The sequence below is a fragment of the Actinomyces sp. 2119 genome (genome assembly GCF_003591215.1).
Classification (GTDB): domain Bacteria; phylum Actinomycetota; class Actinomycetes; order Actinomycetales; family Actinomycetaceae; genus Actinomyces; species Actinomyces lilanjuaniae.
In genome coordinates this window covers 151,967-168,033 of record NZ_QYRR01000001.1, presented here as the reverse complement: position 1 = coordinate 168,033, position 16,067 = coordinate 151,967, and the positions used below count along the sequence as shown (strand labels likewise).

At 69.7% G+C, this 16,067-nt stretch carries 14 protein-coding genes; 1 reads left to right on the top strand and 13 read right to left on the bottom strand.

Annotation, left to right across the window (positions count from 1 at the left end; genetic code table 11):
- Positions 1–3: 3 nt before the first annotated feature.
- The 4 genes from carA to pyrR are packed head-to-tail and all read right to left on the bottom strand — an operon-like array spanning position 4 to position 4,185.
- The gene (gene carA, locus D4740_RS00690; protein WP_119835233.1) at positions 4–1,218 is read right to left on the bottom strand and encodes a glutamine-hydrolyzing carbamoyl-phosphate synthase small subunit; all 1,215 of its coding nucleotides are present in this window, start codon (positions 1,216–1,218) and stop codon (positions 4–6) included.
- A 5-nt stretch (positions 1,219–1,223) separates the two neighbouring features.
- A complete protein-coding gene (locus D4740_RS00685) occupies positions 1,224–2,540 on the bottom strand; it encodes a dihydroorotase (protein ID WP_119835021.1) in 1,317 nt (438 codons plus the stop codon).
- On the bottom strand, positions 2,537–3,535 hold the full coding sequence (locus D4740_RS00680; protein WP_119835020.1) for an aspartate carbamoyltransferase catalytic subunit: 999 nt from the start codon (positions 3,533–3,535) through the stop codon (positions 2,537–2,539). Before D4740_RS00680 ends, D4740_RS00685 begins: the two co-directional genes overlap by 4 nt.
- Positions 3,532–4,185, bottom strand: a complete 654-nt coding sequence (gene pyrR, locus D4740_RS00675; protein ID WP_119835019.1) for a bifunctional pyr operon transcriptional regulator/uracil phosphoribosyltransferase PyrR — start codon at positions 4,183–4,185, stop codon at positions 3,532–3,534. Before pyrR ends, D4740_RS00680 begins: the two co-directional genes overlap by 4 nt.
- Before the next feature lie 240 nt (positions 4,186–4,425).
- Here pyrR and D4740_RS00670 point away from each other — a divergent pair, with 240 nt between their 5' ends.
- Positions 4,426–5,133, top strand: a complete 708-nt coding sequence (locus D4740_RS00670) for an FMN-binding negative transcriptional regulator (protein WP_119835018.1) — start codon at positions 4,426–4,428, stop codon at positions 5,131–5,133.
- Between the two features lie 55 nt (positions 5,134–5,188).
- Here the strand turns inward: D4740_RS00670 and nusB are convergent, their stop codons facing one another.
- The 9 genes from nusB to alaS form a co-directional block, all read right to left on the bottom strand.
- Positions 5,189–5,860, bottom strand: a complete 672-nt coding sequence (gene nusB / locus D4740_RS00665) for a transcription antitermination factor NusB (protein ID WP_119835017.1) — start codon at positions 5,858–5,860, stop codon at positions 5,189–5,191.
- The gene (efp, locus tag D4740_RS00660) at positions 5,860–6,423 is read right to left on the bottom strand and encodes an elongation factor P (protein ID WP_119835016.1); all 564 of its coding nucleotides are present in this window, start codon (positions 6,421–6,423) and stop codon (positions 5,860–5,862) included. The genes nusB and efp overlap by 1 nt, the downstream gene beginning before the upstream one ends.
- Positions 6,424–6,578: 155 nt before the next feature.
- On the bottom strand, positions 6,579–7,130 hold the full coding sequence (locus D4740_RS00655; protein WP_119835015.1) for a shikimate kinase: 552 nt from the start codon (positions 7,128–7,130) through the stop codon (positions 6,579–6,581).
- Positions 7,127–9,064, bottom strand: a complete 1,938-nt coding sequence (gene aroB, locus D4740_RS00650; protein WP_259390572.1) for a 3-dehydroquinate synthase — start codon at positions 9,062–9,064, stop codon at positions 7,127–7,129. Before aroB ends, D4740_RS00655 begins: the two co-directional genes overlap by 4 nt.
- A 100-nt stretch (positions 9,065–9,164) precedes the next feature.
- Positions 9,165–10,385, bottom strand: coding sequence for a chorismate synthase (gene aroC / locus D4740_RS00645; RefSeq protein ID WP_182911293.1), 1,221 nt, complete (start codon positions 10,383–10,385; stop codon positions 9,165–9,167).
- A 79-nt stretch (positions 10,386–10,464) separates the two neighbouring features.
- On the bottom strand, positions 10,465–11,421 hold the full coding sequence (locus tag D4740_RS00640) for a shikimate dehydrogenase (protein WP_396027213.1): 957 nt from the start codon (positions 11,419–11,421) through the stop codon (positions 10,465–10,467).
- Between the two features lie 82 nt (positions 11,422–11,503).
- Positions 11,504–12,757, bottom strand: a complete 1,254-nt coding sequence (mltG, locus tag D4740_RS00635) for an endolytic transglycosylase MltG (RefSeq protein WP_119835012.1) — start codon at positions 12,755–12,757, stop codon at positions 11,504–11,506.
- Complete coding sequence (gene ruvX / locus D4740_RS00630) at positions 12,754–13,230, bottom strand: Holliday junction resolvase RuvX (protein ID WP_119835231.1); 477 nt, start codon at positions 13,228–13,230, stop codon at positions 12,754–12,756. The genes mltG and ruvX overlap by 4 nt, the downstream gene beginning before the upstream one ends.
- 19 nt (positions 13,231–13,249) lie before the next feature.
- Positions 13,250–15,964 carry an alanine--tRNA ligase gene (gene alaS / locus D4740_RS00625; protein WP_119835011.1) on the bottom strand — a complete coding sequence of 905 codons (2,715 nt, stop codon included), beginning with the start codon at positions 15,962–15,964 and terminating at the stop codon, positions 13,250–13,252.
- Positions 15,965–16,067 lie beyond the last annotated feature (103 nt).

Here is a 16,067-nt window from a genome sequence, read left to right as displayed (position 1 = left end):
CCCTTACCTTCCCTGGTTGTCCCGCATGAGACGCATGAAACGGTCAAAGAGGTGCTCGCCGTCATGGGGCCCGGCGGCGGCCTCCGGGTGGTACTGCACAGAGAAGGCAGGCAGGTCCAGGGCGCGCAGCCCCTCAACCACACCGTCGTTGAGTCCCAGGTGTGACACCTCTACCCGTCCGTACCTACCGTTGTCGAAGGGAGCCAGCGAGGCCTCGTCCACGGGCGCGTCGACCGCGAACCCGTGGTTGTGGGCGGTGATCTCCACCTTCCCGGTGGAACGGTCCACGACTGGCTGGTTGGTACCCCGGTGCCCGTAGCCGAGCTTGTAGGTGCCGTAGCCCAGCGCCCGCCCCAGCAGCTGGTTGCCCAGGCAGATCCCGAAGAAGGGGATCCGGGCGTCCAGGACTCCGCGCAGCAGCTCCACCTCGGTGTCCGAGGCACCGGGGTCGCCGGGCCCGTTGGAGAAGAAGACCCCGTCGGGACGGAGTGCGAGCACCTCCGCCAGGGTCGTCGACTGGGGCAGGACGTGGACGCGAGCGCCTCGCTCAGCCAGCTGCCAGGGAGTCCGGGCCTTAATACCCAGGTCCACGGCGGCCACGACAGCCCGTGGCTGGCGGCCCTCGAACTCGCCCGAGGGCTCCACCACGTAGCCACGGCTGGTCGTGACCTCGGCGGCCAGTGCCTGCCCGGTCATGCCGGGCTCGGAGCGCACCGCCTCCAGGCATATCTCCACCGCAGCCGGGCTCGGACCCCCGGCGTCCTCAGCACCTGCAGGAAGAGCCTGCCCGGAGAACACCCCCGCACGCATGGCCCCGGCCTCACGCAGGTGGCGGGTCAGTGCCCGGGTGTCCACCTCGCACAGGCCCACGACCCCGGCCGAGCACAGCTCGTCCTCCAGCTCGCGGCGCGAGCGCCAGCTTGACGCCCGCCGGGCGGGATCACGCACGACGTACCCGGCCACCCAGATGCGTGCGGACTCTGGGTCCTCGTCGTTGACCCCCGTGTTGCCGATGTGGGGAGCCGTCTGGACCACGATCTGACGATGGTAGGACGGGTCCGTCAGCGTCTCCTGGTAGCCGGTCATCGCTGTGCTGAAGACGATCTCCCCCACCGTACGTCCCACCGCCCCGTAGCTGCGGCCGCGCAGAACGTAGCCGTCCTCCAGCACGAGCAGGGCGGTCTGCCGCCCGCGGCCTCCCGTGACCACGGTAGCCACCGTGGTCACGCCCTGCTGCCCGCGGCCACCACCGGTACGCCGTCCAGGACGGTAGGCCGCCCGTGCAGGAAGGTCGCCCGCACCTGGCCAGGCAGCTCCGTGCCCGCGTAGGGGGTGTTGTCCGAGCTGGTCCACTGCGCCGCACCGTCCACGGTACGCCGTACGTCGGGGTCCACCACCGTGACGTTGGCCGCGGCACCAGGCTCCAGGTCCTGGCCCTGGTCACTCAGACGACCGATACGCGCCGGGGTGGCGGACATGACGCGGGCAAGGTCGCGCCAGCCCATGCGACCGGTGGAGACCATGGTCTCGATGAGGACGCTGAGTGCCGTCTCCAGACCTGTCATGCCAAAGGCCCCTGCCGCCCACTCGCAGTCCTTGTCCTCCAGGGGGTGGGGCGCGTGGTCAGTACCGACCACGTCGATGGTGCCGTCGGCCAGGGCCTGGCGCAGTGCCTCGACGTCAGCCGAGGTGCGCAGGGGCGGGTTGACCTTGTACAGCGGAGAGTAGGTACGTGCCATCTCGTCAGTCAGGAGGAGGTGGTGCGGAGTCACCTCTGCGGTGACGCGGATACCACGGGCCTTGGCCCAACGGATGATGTCGACGCTGCCCGCCGTGGACAGGTGGCACACGTGCAGGCGGCTACCCACGTGCTCGGCCAGGAGGACGTCACGGGCGATGACAGACTCCTCCGCCACCGCGGGCCAGCCCTGCAGGCCCAGCTCGGCGGACACGGCGCCCTCGTGCATCTGGGCGCCCTCGGTCAGGCGAGGGTCCTGGGCGTGCTGGGCGATGACGCCGTCGAAGGACTTGACGTACTCCAGGGCACGACGCATGAGGACAGGGTCGGACACGCACCTGCCGTCGTCGGAGAAGACACGGACACGGGCGGCCGAACGGGCCATCGCCCCCATGTCGGACAGGCGGTCACCCTTGAGGCCGGCAGACACCGCCCCCACCGGGTGGACGTCCACCCACCCTGCCTCCCTGCCCAGGCGCAGGACCTGCTCGACCACCCCGGCGCTGTCCTGGACGGGAGTGGTATTGGCCATGGCGAACACAGCGGTGTAGCCGCCGACGGCAGCCGCACGAGTGCCGGTAAAGACCGTCTCCGCCGACTCGCCCCCGGGCTCGCGCAGGTGGGTGTGGATGTCAACGAGGCCAGGCAGGGCCACCAGCCCCTCTAGGTCGTGGCGCACGGTGTCCTGAGACGCCTGGGCCGAGGCCTCAGGGCCGACCGCCGCGATCGCGCCGTCGACCAGGAGGATGTCGGTCGGGTCCTCGCCGTAGGGTCGGACTCCGGTCAGAAGGTGGGAGGTCACAGCTGGTTCCCTTCGTCAGCCAGGAGGAGGTAGAGAGCGGCCATGCGCACGGACACGCCGTTGCCGACCTGCTCGATAATGCGTGAGCGCGGGTCGTCGGCGGCCTCAGCGGTGATCTCCAGACCGCGGTTCATAGGTCCGGGGTGCATGACGATGGCGTGGTCGGGCATGGCCGCGCGTCGGGCCTGGTCCAGGCCGAAGGCGCTGGAGTACTCGGCGGGGCTGGGGAAGAACCCGCCACCCGCGGCGCTCATGCGCTCACGCTGCACCCGCAGCATCATGACGGCGTCGGGCCTGATACGGGCAATAGCCTCGTCCAGGTCGTAGGAGACCTGGCAGGGCCAGTCCTCCATACCAACCGGCAGCAGCGTGGAGGGAGCCACAAGCGTCACCTGTGCCCCCAGCGTGCTCAGCAGGTCCACGTTGGAGCGGGCTACCCGGGAGTGGAGGACGTCCCCGACGATGATGACCCGCGCCCCGTCCAGGTCGCGGCCCTGGGGCGACGGGGAGCCGTCCGCGCCCGTACCCCGCCCCTGAGGACCGGGGGCGTACCAGCGCCGCAGCGTCATGGCGTCCAGGAGCGCCTGGGTCGGGTGCTGGTGGGTGCCGTCCCCGGCGTTGAGCACCGGGACGTTGATCCACCCCGCGTGCGCCAGCAGGTGCGCGGCACCACTGGCCGAGTGGCGCACGACGACCGCGTCGGCGCCCATGGCCATGATGGTCTGGGCGGTGTCCTTGAGGGACTCCCCCTTGGAGAGGCTGGAGCCCTTGGCGGAGAAGTTGATGACGTCGGCGCTGAGCCGCTTGGCAGCGGCCTCGAAGGACAGCCGGGTGCGGGTGGAGTCCTCGAAGAAGAGGTTGACCACTGTCTTGCCCCGCAGGGTCGGCAGCTTCTTGACGGCGTGACGCTGAGTGGCTGCCATGGTCTCGGCCGTGTCGAGGAAGGACACGGCCTCGTCGTGGCTGAGGTCCTTGGCGCTAAGCAGGTGCTTCATCGGCCGTCCCCCTCCCGGGCCTGCACAGTGTCCGGGTCCAGGGAGCCGGAGGAGGGCGCGCGCACGATAGCGACGGAGTCGGAGGGGGCGCCCAGCTCGGTGAGGCTGACCACCACCGTCTCGCTGCGAGAGGTAGGCAGGTTCTTTCCCACGTAGTCCGCCCTGATGGGCAGCTCACGGTGGCCCCGGTCCACCAGGACAGCCAGCTGGACGGCCCGTGGGCGGCCCAGGGCGCCGATCGCGTCCAGGGCGGCACGGATAGTGCGGCCCGAGTAGAGGACGTCGTCAACCAGGACGACAGTCCTGCCGTCGATACCACCCTGGGGGACAGAGGTGGGCTGAGGCACCCGGATAGGGTGGCGGCCCAGGTCGTCACGGTACATGGTGATGTCCAGGGTTCCCACAGGGACCTCCGTGGACACGCCTACCTGGTCCTCTCCCCGGCTGGCCGCCTCCAGCGCGGCCGCCAGTCTCTGCGCCAGCGGCACCCCGCCGCTGGGGATCCCGAGGACGACAATGTCACCCGTTCCGCTGTTGCGCTCCAGCACCTCGTGGGCGATCCGGAACAAGGACCGGGCCACCTCCGCAGGGCCAAGGATCTCCTTGCCCTGTGACGGTGCGCCTGTGGCGCCTGACAAACGTTCGGCCACTGCTGGCCTCCTTCCCCGCCTCGCTGGACGGACTTAAAGGATGTCGGTCGGCCCTACCCTAGGGCACGACTCCTGTCGCTGCACGCGCCTGGACTCCTGTGCACCAGTGAAGAGACCAGCATCACCTCTGAAGTATCACCTCACCACTGCCTGCCGACAGCGGGGCCAACCGTGCCCGCCCGCGCCGTTGCCACCCGGGCGGCAGTGGTGCTCCCACGGCAGCCCCGCTAGCATCTCGGCATGTACGTCCCCCGCCACTTCGAGCTTCCTGAGGGGTACGCCGCCAGCCTGCTCACCCAGGTGCGTGTTGGCAACCTCGTGACCGTCCACGCGGACGGACCTGCTGCCACGCTGGTGCCCTTCTACCTTGATCAGGACCGCGACACGCTAGTGACACACCTGGTACGTAACAACCCCCAGGCCCGCTTACCGGCCCTGGGACCCGCGCTGGTCATCCTGGATGAGGCTGACGCCTACGTCGCTCCTAGGTGGTACGCCACCAACGAGGTCAAGGCGAACGTACCTACCTGGGACTACATCACCGTCCACGTCACCGGGAGGGTCCGGGTCGACCCCAGCCCTGCGGCTGCCCTGAGGGCGGCCCGCGAGCTGACCCTGCGCACGGAGCCTCAGGAGGTCCTGGACCGGGTCGGTGAGGACAGTCTGGAGAGGATGGCCCGCGCGATCGTTGCCGTGGAGGTCCAGGTCGAGCAGGTGACGGGCAAGGCCAAGATGAGCCAGAACCGGCACCCTGACGACATCCGCAGCCTGATCGCCGCCCTGGAGGAGCAGGGGCAGACGAGGCTGGTGAACTTTCTGCGGGAGGTCAGCCTGCCCTACGCTAAGGAGCGCTTTGCCACCATCAGCAGCCTGCGCAGCCGCACCCGCAGCGCGCAGGAGAGGTCCCAACGTCCTGCAGCCCCTCAGGAGCTCCCTGAGCACCCCTGACGAGCCCTACCCTGTCCCGATACGCCCCTTGCGGCGCATCTCTCGGTGCACCCGGTCAGCGCAGCGTGTCCGCCAGGTCACCGATACGGCCTAGCAGGCCGCTCAGGAACCTTGGGGACTCCTCGGTCGACAGCAGGCGCGCCAGAGTCACCGCCTCGTCCACCGCTACGGGGACGTCGACGTCGTCGTTGTAGACAATCTCCCAGGTAGCTGCACGGGCAATTGCCCGGTCCACGGCAGGCATGCGCATGAGCACCCACCCTTGGGCATAGGTCTGAATGGCCTCGTCAATGTCTGCCAGGTGGTCGCAGACCCCCTCGACCACCTGTCGGGCGTAGGCAGGGGCCTCAGTGTGGTTCGCGGAGTGGACCGCCCGCTGCGCGGCAAAGCTCCTCAACCTGCGCGAGGCCTCGCGGTAGGAGGCGTCGTGGTAAGAGGCGTTATGGACGCCCAGATCGGGAGTGTCACCCTCGGTCTCCTGCGCCCCTCTGCTGGTGGGTACCAGCAGCCCACGCTGGTCGGCCTCGAAGAGAATCTCCACGGCGCGACGCCGGGCCTTGGTCCGCGCAGTGACCGTGTGCCTAGCCCGCCTGCCGCGGCGGGAGGACGACGCCGCGGCCCGAGCCCCGCCGCCCGGATCCTCCCCCTGGACGCCAGCACCAGGCCGGTCACTACCTGCCACGGCTTCCGCTGGCGGTGAGGAGCCCTGGACAGCAGGATCTGTCATCAGTCAGTGACGCGGGAGATGTAGGAGCCGGTACGGGTGTCAACCTTGACCCTGTCACCGGTGTTGAGGAACAGGGGCACCTGGATCTCTGCACCGGTCTCAACAGTGGCAGGCTTGGTACCGGCGGAGGAGCGGTCGCCCTGCAGGCCCGGCTCCGTGTGCGAGATCGTGAGGACCACGGAGGGGGGAAGCTCGACGAACAGGACGGCGTCCTCGTGGAAGGCGACCGTGACGTCCTGGCCCTCAAGCATAAAGGTTGCGGCCTCTCCCACGGTCGCCGCAGAGACGTAGACCTGGTCGAAGGTCTTGACGTCCATGAAAACGAAGTCGTCACCGTCCTTGTAGGAGTACTGCATGTCACGGCGGTCGACGGTCGCCGTCTCCACCTTAAGACCGGCGTTGAAGGTCCTGTCCACAGTCTTACCCGACAGCACGTTCTTGATCTTGGTACGTACGAAGGCGGGCCCCTTGCCCGGCTTGACGTGCTGGAACTCCACCACCTGCCACAGCTGCCCCTCCAGGTTGAGCACCATGCCGTTCTTCAAGTCGTTTGTCGTGGCCACGAGCACATCCTCACTGTCTGTTCAAGGTCTGTCTGTTCAGGGTCTGTCTCAGGATCTATGGCGTCTTGGGTGCGGGGACTGCGGAAGGTCCGGGAACGGCGAAAGTGTATCGTGCCCCCGGTCCTCCTGCCCCAGACGGGCTCCTGTCAAGCCGGTCACGAGCCCGCTGCGGCTGCGCAGCGCTGCACCACCTGCTCAGCAGCCTGGCAAGGAGTGGTACCCGTCGTGTCGACGACGACGTCGGCCAGCTCGCGGCAGGCCTGTTCGCGCTGCCGCAGCATGCGCGTGAACTGCCGGTGGACGTCTCCCAGCGCGATGGAGCGTGGTGCGTCCAGGCCGTTGCGAGCTGCCAGGGCCCGCGCGCGAGCCAGCAGTGCCACCACGCAGCCACCCGCGCCCCGTATTCTGCCGACCGCGGCACGGACCTCATCTCGGTCCAGGCAGCCCGAGCCCAGGGCCAGCACGGCTGCCGGGAACTGGTCCTCGGCCTCGCGCAGCGCGGCGCACGCGCAGCGGGCCTCAGCCTCCCGGTACCGCTCCTCCGGCACCTCGACCAGCGCGGTTGACGGGTGGACGCCCAGCTCGCGGGCCACTGTGGTCCGCAGGTCCGTGAGCACCCGGCCCGTGGTCTGGGCCAGGGCGTGACCGACGCTGGAGCACCCGGCTCCCGGCGGTCCCAGGAGCACGACGGGACCACTGGCCCTCACCGTGCCGCCCCGTGCCCACCAGCGGTGACAGCCTCGTGGGCCAGGCGCAGGACAGGCTCCCCGGGAGCGGTCGTGCGCACCGGGGCTGCGACCCGCTCCAGGAGCACCATCCTCAGCACCCCGCCGCGCACCTTCTTGTCACTCAGCATGATCTCGTGAAGCTCCTCCCAGCGTCCGTGTCCCTGCGGGAAAGAGGTCGGCAGGCCGACAGCAGACAGGACACGGTAGTGCACGGCCAGGGTCTCGGCGTCGAGCCTGCCTGCCAGATGAGCCGTGTGGGCAGCGAACAGGCAGCCTACCGCTACCGCCTCTCCGTGCCGCCAGGTGTACCCGGTGGCCCTCTCTACCGCGTGGGCGTAGGTGTGCCCGTAGTTGAGCACCTCCCGCTGCCCGGACTCGGTCAGGTCCTCGCTAACGACGGCGGCCTTGACCGATACCGAACGGGCTACCAGCTCGGCCAGGACCGGGGAGTCCCAGCGGGTGCAGGCCTGCGGGTCCTCCAGGAGCCTCTCCAGGATGACAGGGTCTGCGATGAGCCCGCACTTGACGACCTCACCCAGGCCGGCCCGCAGCTCGGCACCCGGCAGGCTCGCCAGCGTCTGCGTGTCCGCCAGGACCACAGAGGGAGGATGGAACGCCCCCACAAGGTTCTTTCCCGCTGCCGTGTTGATCCCGGTCTTGCCACCCACTGCGGCGTCAACCATGGCAAGCAGGGAGGTGGGGACCTGGACCACGGGCACTCCTCGCAGCCAGCTGGCGGCAGCGAAGCCCGCGAGGTCAGTGACAGCCCCGCCGCCCAGGCCGATCACCACCCCGTCACGCCCCATGCGGAAGACTCCCAGGTCGTGCCACACCTTCTCCAGGACCTTCGCGGTCTTGGCCTCCTCTCCGGCAGGAACCCTGATTCGGGTGGTACGCAGGCCGGCACGACCCAGCTCGGCCTCGTAGGTGGCGGCGACGGCACCAAGGTGCTCGTCATGGACCACCGCCACCCCGCCCCTGCCGCCGCCCGCCACCTGGCGCACCGCTGCCTGCAGCTGGTCCTGAAGCCCTCGGCCCACAAGGACCTCGTAGGCATGCGGCCCTCTCACGCCGATGCGACGCAGCCCGACTGCCTCTGGGACGGGCGGCTCCTCGTACTGCGCCCCGGCACGGGCAGAGCCGGTCACGTCGCCGGAGCCGGGCGCGACGGGGGCCAGCGCCCCGGCGACCCGGTGGGGCCTGGCTCCCAGGGCCACCAGGACCAGGGCCGCGACCTGCTCGGCGCTCAGCCCGTCGGTAGGGACGGTGATCGAGGCGACCTCCTCGTACAGTGCTGCCCTCTGCGCGTACAGGGCCTCCATCCGTTCCAGGACCGGGTCATGGCTGCCGCCTCCCCCGTCCTGCTTCGCGTCCTGCGGGTCCTGGCCCACAGCCGTGTCAGCCGCACCGGGTGAGGACGTGCCCTGCTCCGGCACGGCACCGATCCGCGCAGGGAGGGTGCCAGCACCACCGGGTGCCTCGTCCCCGGTCGTCATGAGTGGTCGGCCGGACCCGTCCCCGACGTGGACGGCAGCGGTGAGGGGGGTGGCTTCGAGGTAGACCACAACGCGACCCTTGAGGAGCTCGCGGTTCTCCTTGCGCACCACCGCGCCACCGCCCAGCGCCACGACGCCGTGCGCCGCCGCCGGGGAGTCAAGGACGGCCCGCACCGCCCGGTGCTCACGGTCGCGGAAGCGCTCCTCCCCCTCGGAGGCGAAGATCTCCGGGATGGTCATCCGGGACCTACGACGTACCTCGGCATCAGTGTCGGTGACCTGAACGCCCAGGGCGTGGGCAAGCAGCCGTGCCACCGTGGTCTTGCCCGCACCAGGAAGCCCGACAAGGACCAGCGGCAGGACCTCGGCGTCAACAGCAGGAGGCAGCCTGTCGTTGTAGCGGCCTGTCGTGCTCACGGGCGGCTCCTCTCTACGTGTCCTTTGTGTCCTTTCCGGGTGTTCTCCTGGCTCACGCTCCCGCGCGTCTGGCTCTGTCTGGCGCTGCCCGCCCTCCCGGTCACCATCGTGTCCGCTCAGCCACGCGGTCCAGGTAGGAGACGAGGCTGCTACGGGCCTGCACCACGGAGTCCCCTCCGGTCTTGTCAGTCAGGGCGTCTGCCAGAACCAGCGCCGTCATGGCCTGGGCGATCACGGCACCCGGGACGACGGCGCAGGTGTCGGAGCGCTGGTGCAGTCCGGTCGCCTCCTCTCCCGTGGCCATGTCCACGGTGCGAAGCGCTCGCGGCACCGTGGAGATCGGCTTGAAGGCGGCACGGACCCGCACCGGGGAACCGTTGGAGATACCGCCCTCCACCCCGCCGGCGCGGTTGGAGGCACGGCTGACACCACCCGAGCGGACCGAGAGGATCTCGTCGTGGGCTGCGGAGCCCCTGAGCTGAGCCTGGGCGAAGCCGTCACCCACCTCCACTCCCTTGACCGCCTGGATGCTCATGAGCGCACCAGCCAGCCGGGCATCTAGGCGCCGGTCGGCCTGAACGTGGGAACCCAGCCCCACCGGGACCCCGGTGGCGACCACCTCAACTACTCCCCCCAGGGTGTCGCCCGCCTTCCTGGCCTCGTCGATGAGCGAGACCATCGCGGCGCTGGTCGCGGGGTCGGTGCAGCGCACCGGGTCGGCGTCCAGGCGTGCGGTGTCCTGCGGCTGCGGCACAGCGACGTCCTCAGGCAGAGCCACTGTCCCGACACGTACGACATGGCTGACCAGCCTGATCCCGGCAACCTGCGCCAGGAGCGCCTCCGCCACCGCACCCAGGGCGACCCGGGCCGCGGTCTCACGTGCCGAGGCGCGTTCCAGGACCGGCCGCGCCTCCGGCAGATCGTACTTGAGCATTCCCGGCAGGTCCGCATGACCAGGACGGGGCCTGGTCAGGGGCCTGTTGCGAGCCAGCTCCCGCTCGTCCCCGGTTCCTGCGTCCACCAGGAGCGCCTCGGCCTCCACCGGGTCGGCGCTCATGACCGTGGACCACCGGGGCCACTCGGAGTTGCCGATCTGCAGGGACACGGGGCTACCGATCGTACGGCCGTGCCTGATCCCTCCTAGGATCCTCAGCTCGTCGCGCTCGAAGGACTGCCGGGCGCCACGGCCGTGACCCAGGCGACGACGTGCCAGGGCCTCCCGGATGTCCTCGCTGGTGATCTCCACGCCCGCCGGGACGCCGTCGACCACGGCGGTCAGGGCCTCGCCGTGGGACTCCCCGGCCGTCATCCAATGAAGCATGGCACCGATCATCCCACACCGTGGCCCATAGCCGGGCACCCGACCTCTCCGGCCCGGGCGTGCGCCCTACAGGGCACGCCTACAGGGCACGCAGCAGTGCGTCTCGCATGGGTGCGACATCAGGGCCGCGGCCCGTCATCAGCCTGACCTGGGGCACCGCCTGGTGCAGCAGCATGAGCCAGCCGGGTGCCACCGCCCCGCCACCGCGCTCCCAGGCGCTGGCCAGAGGTGTCGGCCAGGGCGCGTAGACGACGTCAAGCAGGACCGCTCCTGCCGTAAGTCTCCCCTGGCCCAGGACTCCGGGCAGGGCCTCAGCCAGCGTGTCCGCACCACCTGCGGGCAGGGTGGAGACCGCTAGGTCCGCCTGGGCCAGAACCTCGGCCACGGCAGAGTCAGAACGTACCTCGCCCGGGGTCCAGGTGAGGGCCTCCACCTCCAGACCCATACGATGTGCTGCACTCAGGGCGCGGCCAGGGCCGGCATGGCGGCGGGCGGCTACGACGATCCGTGTCGCGCCCAGCTCGGTGAGCGCGGCCAGGGCTGAGCACGCCGTGGCCCCAGAGCCCAGGACGACGGCTGTTGCCCCAGAGACTCCCCACCCGTCGGCCCTGCCCGGTGCACAGGTCGGCAAGGCTGGCAGCGCCTGGGCGGACCACGCCGCAGCAGTCTCCCGTACCGCCTCGACGATCCCAGTCACGTCGGTGTTGAACCCCGCCAGCAGGGCCGGTCCCGTGCCCGAGCGCTGGGCCACCACGGTGTTGACCGAGCCCACCGCCTGGGCCAGAGGGTCGACCACGTCCAGCATGGGCACCAGGGCCTGCTTGTGCGGCATCGTCACGCTCAGCCCCGACCAGGCCCAGCCATCGCTGACCGGCGCGGCCAGCTGGGACACCAGGCCCGGCAGCCGCGTGACAGGCAGGTCGATCCTGGTGTAGTGCCATGTGCCCAGGCCGAGCTGGGCGTAGGCGGCACGGTGCAGGACCGGTGACAGGGAGTGGGAGACCGGGTGCCCGACGACCGCGGCCCGGTGGCCCAGTACCTCCCCCTGCTGACTGGCGCTACCCTCCCCGGCAGCACCAGTCCCGGAACCTGCCACAGGCCTCACCGGGCTGGCAGGCCTACGACCCGCCATCAGGGGTAGCCGTGGCCGGATCAGGCGCAGCCGTGGCGGTCGCAGTGGCGCCCTGGCAGACCTCCTGGTTCTCACGGCAGTAGGCGTTGAGCTTCTCCGTGTTGGCCTCCTGCTCCTCCAGCGTCGCGGCAAAGAGCGTCTCACCCGTGGTCAGGTCAACTGTCACGAAGTACAGCCAGTCGCCCTCGGGCGGGTCCAGCACGGCCGCGATAACCTCCTGACCGGGGCTCCCGATCGGGGTTGGCGGCAGGCCGGGGTGCTGGTAGGTGTTGTAGGCGTTGGATGCGTCGGCCGTGTCCTCCGGGGAGGGGATGCCCCCCACTCGGCCCAGGCCGTACAGGACGGTGGAGTCCATCTGGAGCATGCCCTGGGTCTCACCCTCGGTATCCGCGATGCGGTTGTCGATGACCCGGGCCACCTGACCGTAGTACTGGGCCTGGGAGACCTCGCGCTCCACGATAGAGGCCTTGGTCAGGACCTCCTGGTAGTCCTCCTCCTCTACGCCGGCGGAGCGTAGGTTGGCGACTGTGGTGGAGACCATCTGCGCCACCACGTCCGTGGCGGTGTCGTCCTCGCCGATGTCGTAGGTAGACGGTGCCAGCCAGCCCTCGACGTCACCACCTGCCTGCTCAGGTAGGCCGATGGCTTCAGTATCCGCGTAGGCCTCGTCAACCTCCTTCGCGGTGAAGTCTCCCACGCTCATAAGCCGTTCCTTGACCTGGTTCTTGGTGAAGCCCTCGGCGACGGTCAGGCTGTGCTCGGCCTTGGACGCCGGATCCAGGAGCGTGGCTACGGCGTTGGCCGCGGACATGTGCGTCTTGAGCGTATAGGTCCCCGGCTGGATGGTGCCCGACTTCTCGTTGGCCTTGTAGGCCTCGACGAAGGCGGCGGCGGAGGCGACCACGTCGGCCTCCTCCAGGAGCGCGCCGATATCACGTCCGGAGGCTCCCTCAGGAACCGTGATGACCACCTCCTCCTCACCGGCTCCCTCGTAGTCCTGGGCCGCCGAGGTCGCGGAGGGGGTGTCGCGCATGACGCCTAACGCCCGGTAGGCCACCACGCCTACGGCGATCAGGACCACAACAAGGACCACGGAGGTCAGCCAGCGACGACGGCGCCTGCGCCGACGACGCTCCTTCTTCTCCGCACGCCGTGCCCGGCGGCCCCTGGGCCCGTGGTCGGCATCCGCCCCGTCCTGACGCTGGATACCAAGCTCAGCAAAGAAGTCGTCCTGACTCACGCGCTGCCTCTCTTGCTCGGGGGGACTCGCTCGCCGGGCGGCTGCCCGGTGAGCCGCTCGGTCTCAAGAGCCTGCTCCAGTATGACGACCGCCGCCGCCTCGTCGACGACGCCGCGAAAGGTCCTCTCCCGCAGGCCTGCCTCGTGCAGGCGGCGGTGGGCCGTCACCGTCGTGAGGCGCTCGTCGACCAGCCGTACGGGCACCGGCGCGACGGTACCGGCGAGACTGCGGGCCCAGCGGCGAGAGTCCTGCGCTGAGGAGGAGCTGCCGCCCGCCATGCTCCGAGGAAGACCGACAAGAACCTCGACAGCAGCGTACTCCCCGACAAGGTCGGCTGCCTCGTCAAGATCGCTACCGTAGCGGTCACGTCTGAGAGTGAGTGCCGGGACGGCAAGAATTCCCTCCTGGTCGCAGCGGGCGACACCAATACGCGAGGTGCCTACGTCAAAGGCCAGACGTACCCCGGGGCGCACAGCAGACACGGAGCCTGCCTCAGGACCGAAGAGCCGCCACGATGGCCCGCAGGGCCTCGGGAAGCGCCTCGGCGCTACGTCCACCGCCCTGGGCCAGGTCGTCCTTGCCCCCGCCCCCGCCGCCCAGCACCTGGGCGGCGACCCGGACAAGGGCGCCAGCCCTGACCCTGTGCTGGCGGGCCGGGGCATTGGTCGCCACGACGACGACAGGCCGTCCGGAGACGACACCGCCCACGACGACCACTGTCGGCTCGCTGTCACCCAGCCGCTGCCGTACGTCCAGGACCAGGGGCCGCAGGACATCGGCTGAGGACACCTCCCCCAGGCTCAGGGCTGCCAGCCGCACCTGGCCGACTCTGCGCGTCCCCGCGACAATATCTGCGGCCCGCGCTGCCGTAGCCAGCTGCTCGGCTGCTGCCAGCTTCTTCTCCGCCTCCTTGAGCCGCCTCATGAGGGAGTCCACGCGCTCAGGCAGGTCCTCAGGACGACCGCCGACCATTCCTGACAGCTGGGAGACCAGCGCGTGCTCCCTGGCCTGGAAGTCGTAGGCCCCCTCGCCGACAAGCGCGTCGATACGACGCACTCCCGACCCGATGGAGGCCTCTCCCAGCACAGCCACCCGGCCGATCGTGCCGGTGGTGGGAACGTGTGTGCCAGCGCACAGCTCGCGGGACCAGTCCCCCCCGATGGAGACCACGCGGACGTTGCGGCCGTACTTCTCCCCGAACAGCGCGATGGCGCCACTGGCCCGGGCGGCCTCGATATCCATGACCTCGTCGGTCACGGCCAGGTCCTCAGCGAGCTTGGTGTTGACCAGCTCCTCGATACCCGCAACCTGCTCCTCGGCCAGGGCGGAGCCGTGGCGGAAGTCAAAGCGCAGCCGCGAGGGAGAGTTCTCGCTTCCCGCCTGGGTGGCACTGGCGGAGACGACCTCGTGAAGGGCGCGGTGGACCATGTGCGTCGAGGTGTGCGCCCGCGCGATGGCCAGGCGACGGTCCGTGTCGATCTGGGCGAAGGCCTTCTCCCCGACCCGGACCGTCCCCTCGGTGAGGGTGCCGTGGTGCACGGACAGGCCCGTGACCGGGGCTTGGACGTCGTTGACCTCAACCACACCGCCGTCAGCAAGACGGATCACGCCCTGGTCCGCCAGCTGGCCGCCCATCTCCGCCCAGAAGGGGGTCCGGTCCAAGATCAGCTCGACCTCGGCGGGAGCAGCCACAGCCGTCTGAGGGGTCCCGTGAACCAGGAGCCCGGTGACGGTGCCCTCGGCCGCGCTGTCCGTGTACCCCAGGAAGGTGGAGCCGCCCCCCATCTCCTTCTCCAGCGCCTGGAGGACGCGCAGGTCGGCGTGGCCGGTCTTCTTGGCCCGGGCGTCGGCGCGAGCCCGCTGCTTCTGCTGCTCCATGAGGCTGCGGAAGGAGGCCTCGTCGACGGCCACTCCCTGCTCGGCCGCCATCTCCAGGGTCAGGTCGATGGGGAAGCCGTAGGTGTCGTGGAGCTCAAACGCACTGTCCCCGGTGACGGTGGGGCGCCCTGAGGTCCCGGCACGCTTTCTCGCGGCCACGACGGCGGTATCCAGGATCGTGGTCCCAGCAGCCAGGGTGCGGCGGAAGGCCTCCTCCTCGCCGCAGGCGACGTCGCGGATGGTGTCCCAGTTCTCCTCCAGCTCAGGGTAGGAGGCCCTCATGACGTCCTTCGAGGTGGTCAGCAGCGTCGGCATCGTCGCCTCCTCCACCCCCAGCAGGCGCATCGAGCGCACGGCCCGGCGGATCAGACGGCGCAGGACGTAGCCCCGGCCGTCGTTGCCGGGCCTCACCCCGTCCCCGATCAGCATGAGCGCGCTGCGCACGTGGTCGGCGACGACCCGCATGTTGACGTCGTCGGAGTAGGTGGCTCGCGTCGAGGAGGTCGCGGAGGCTGAGGAGCCGTAAGTCTTCCCGCTCATCTCCTCCACCGCAGTGATGACGGGAAGGACCTCGTCGATCTCGTACATGTTGGGCTTGTCCTGCAGCAGGAAGGCCAGCCGCTCCATCCCGAGCCCGGTGTCGATCGCAGTGCGGTCAAGCTCGCCCACCAGCTCGAAGTCGTGGCCCTCGCCCTCACCGCGCACGAACTCGTCGAACACCAGGTTCCACACCTCCAGGAACCGGTCCCCACGGGCGTCCCCGGCCGGCCCTCCATCAGGGCCGAAGGCAGGACCGCGGTCGTAGTGGATCTCGCAGCACGACCCAGCAGGTCCCGGCTGGCCCGTGGACCAGGAGATCTCCTCGAAGGGAAGGGTCTGGATCCGGTCGGCGGACACGCCGACAGCTCTGGTCCAGTGGTCGTAGGAGACCTTGTCCTCCTCCCAGATGGTCATCCACAGGCGGTCCCCGTCCAGGCCGTAGCCGCCCTCCTGCCGGGACCCGGTCAGCAGCCCCCAGGCAAGGTCGATGGCCCCCTCCTTGAAGTAGTCCCCAAAAGAGAAGTTGCCGCCCATCTGGAAGAACGTCCCGTGACGAGTGGTCCTGCCGACGTTGTCGATGTCGTTGGTACGGATGCACTTCTGCACCGAGGCAGCCCTGGGCCACGGCGGCTCCTCGGTACCCAGGATATAGGGGATGAAGGGAACCACGCCGGCGATGGTGAACAGGATCGAGGGCTCGGGGGACACCAGCGGCACCGAGGGTCGGATCTCGTGGCCGTTGGCAGCAAAGTAGTCCAGCCAGCGTCGGCGGATCTCGGAGGTTCTCATGAGCTCCTCATCTGGTTGTCGGTGTCACGCTCGGCACGGGCCCGGTGCCCACGCAGACGCTGGGAGCCGACCGGTAACCAGCGCGGGCGCTGCCGCCCGGCAG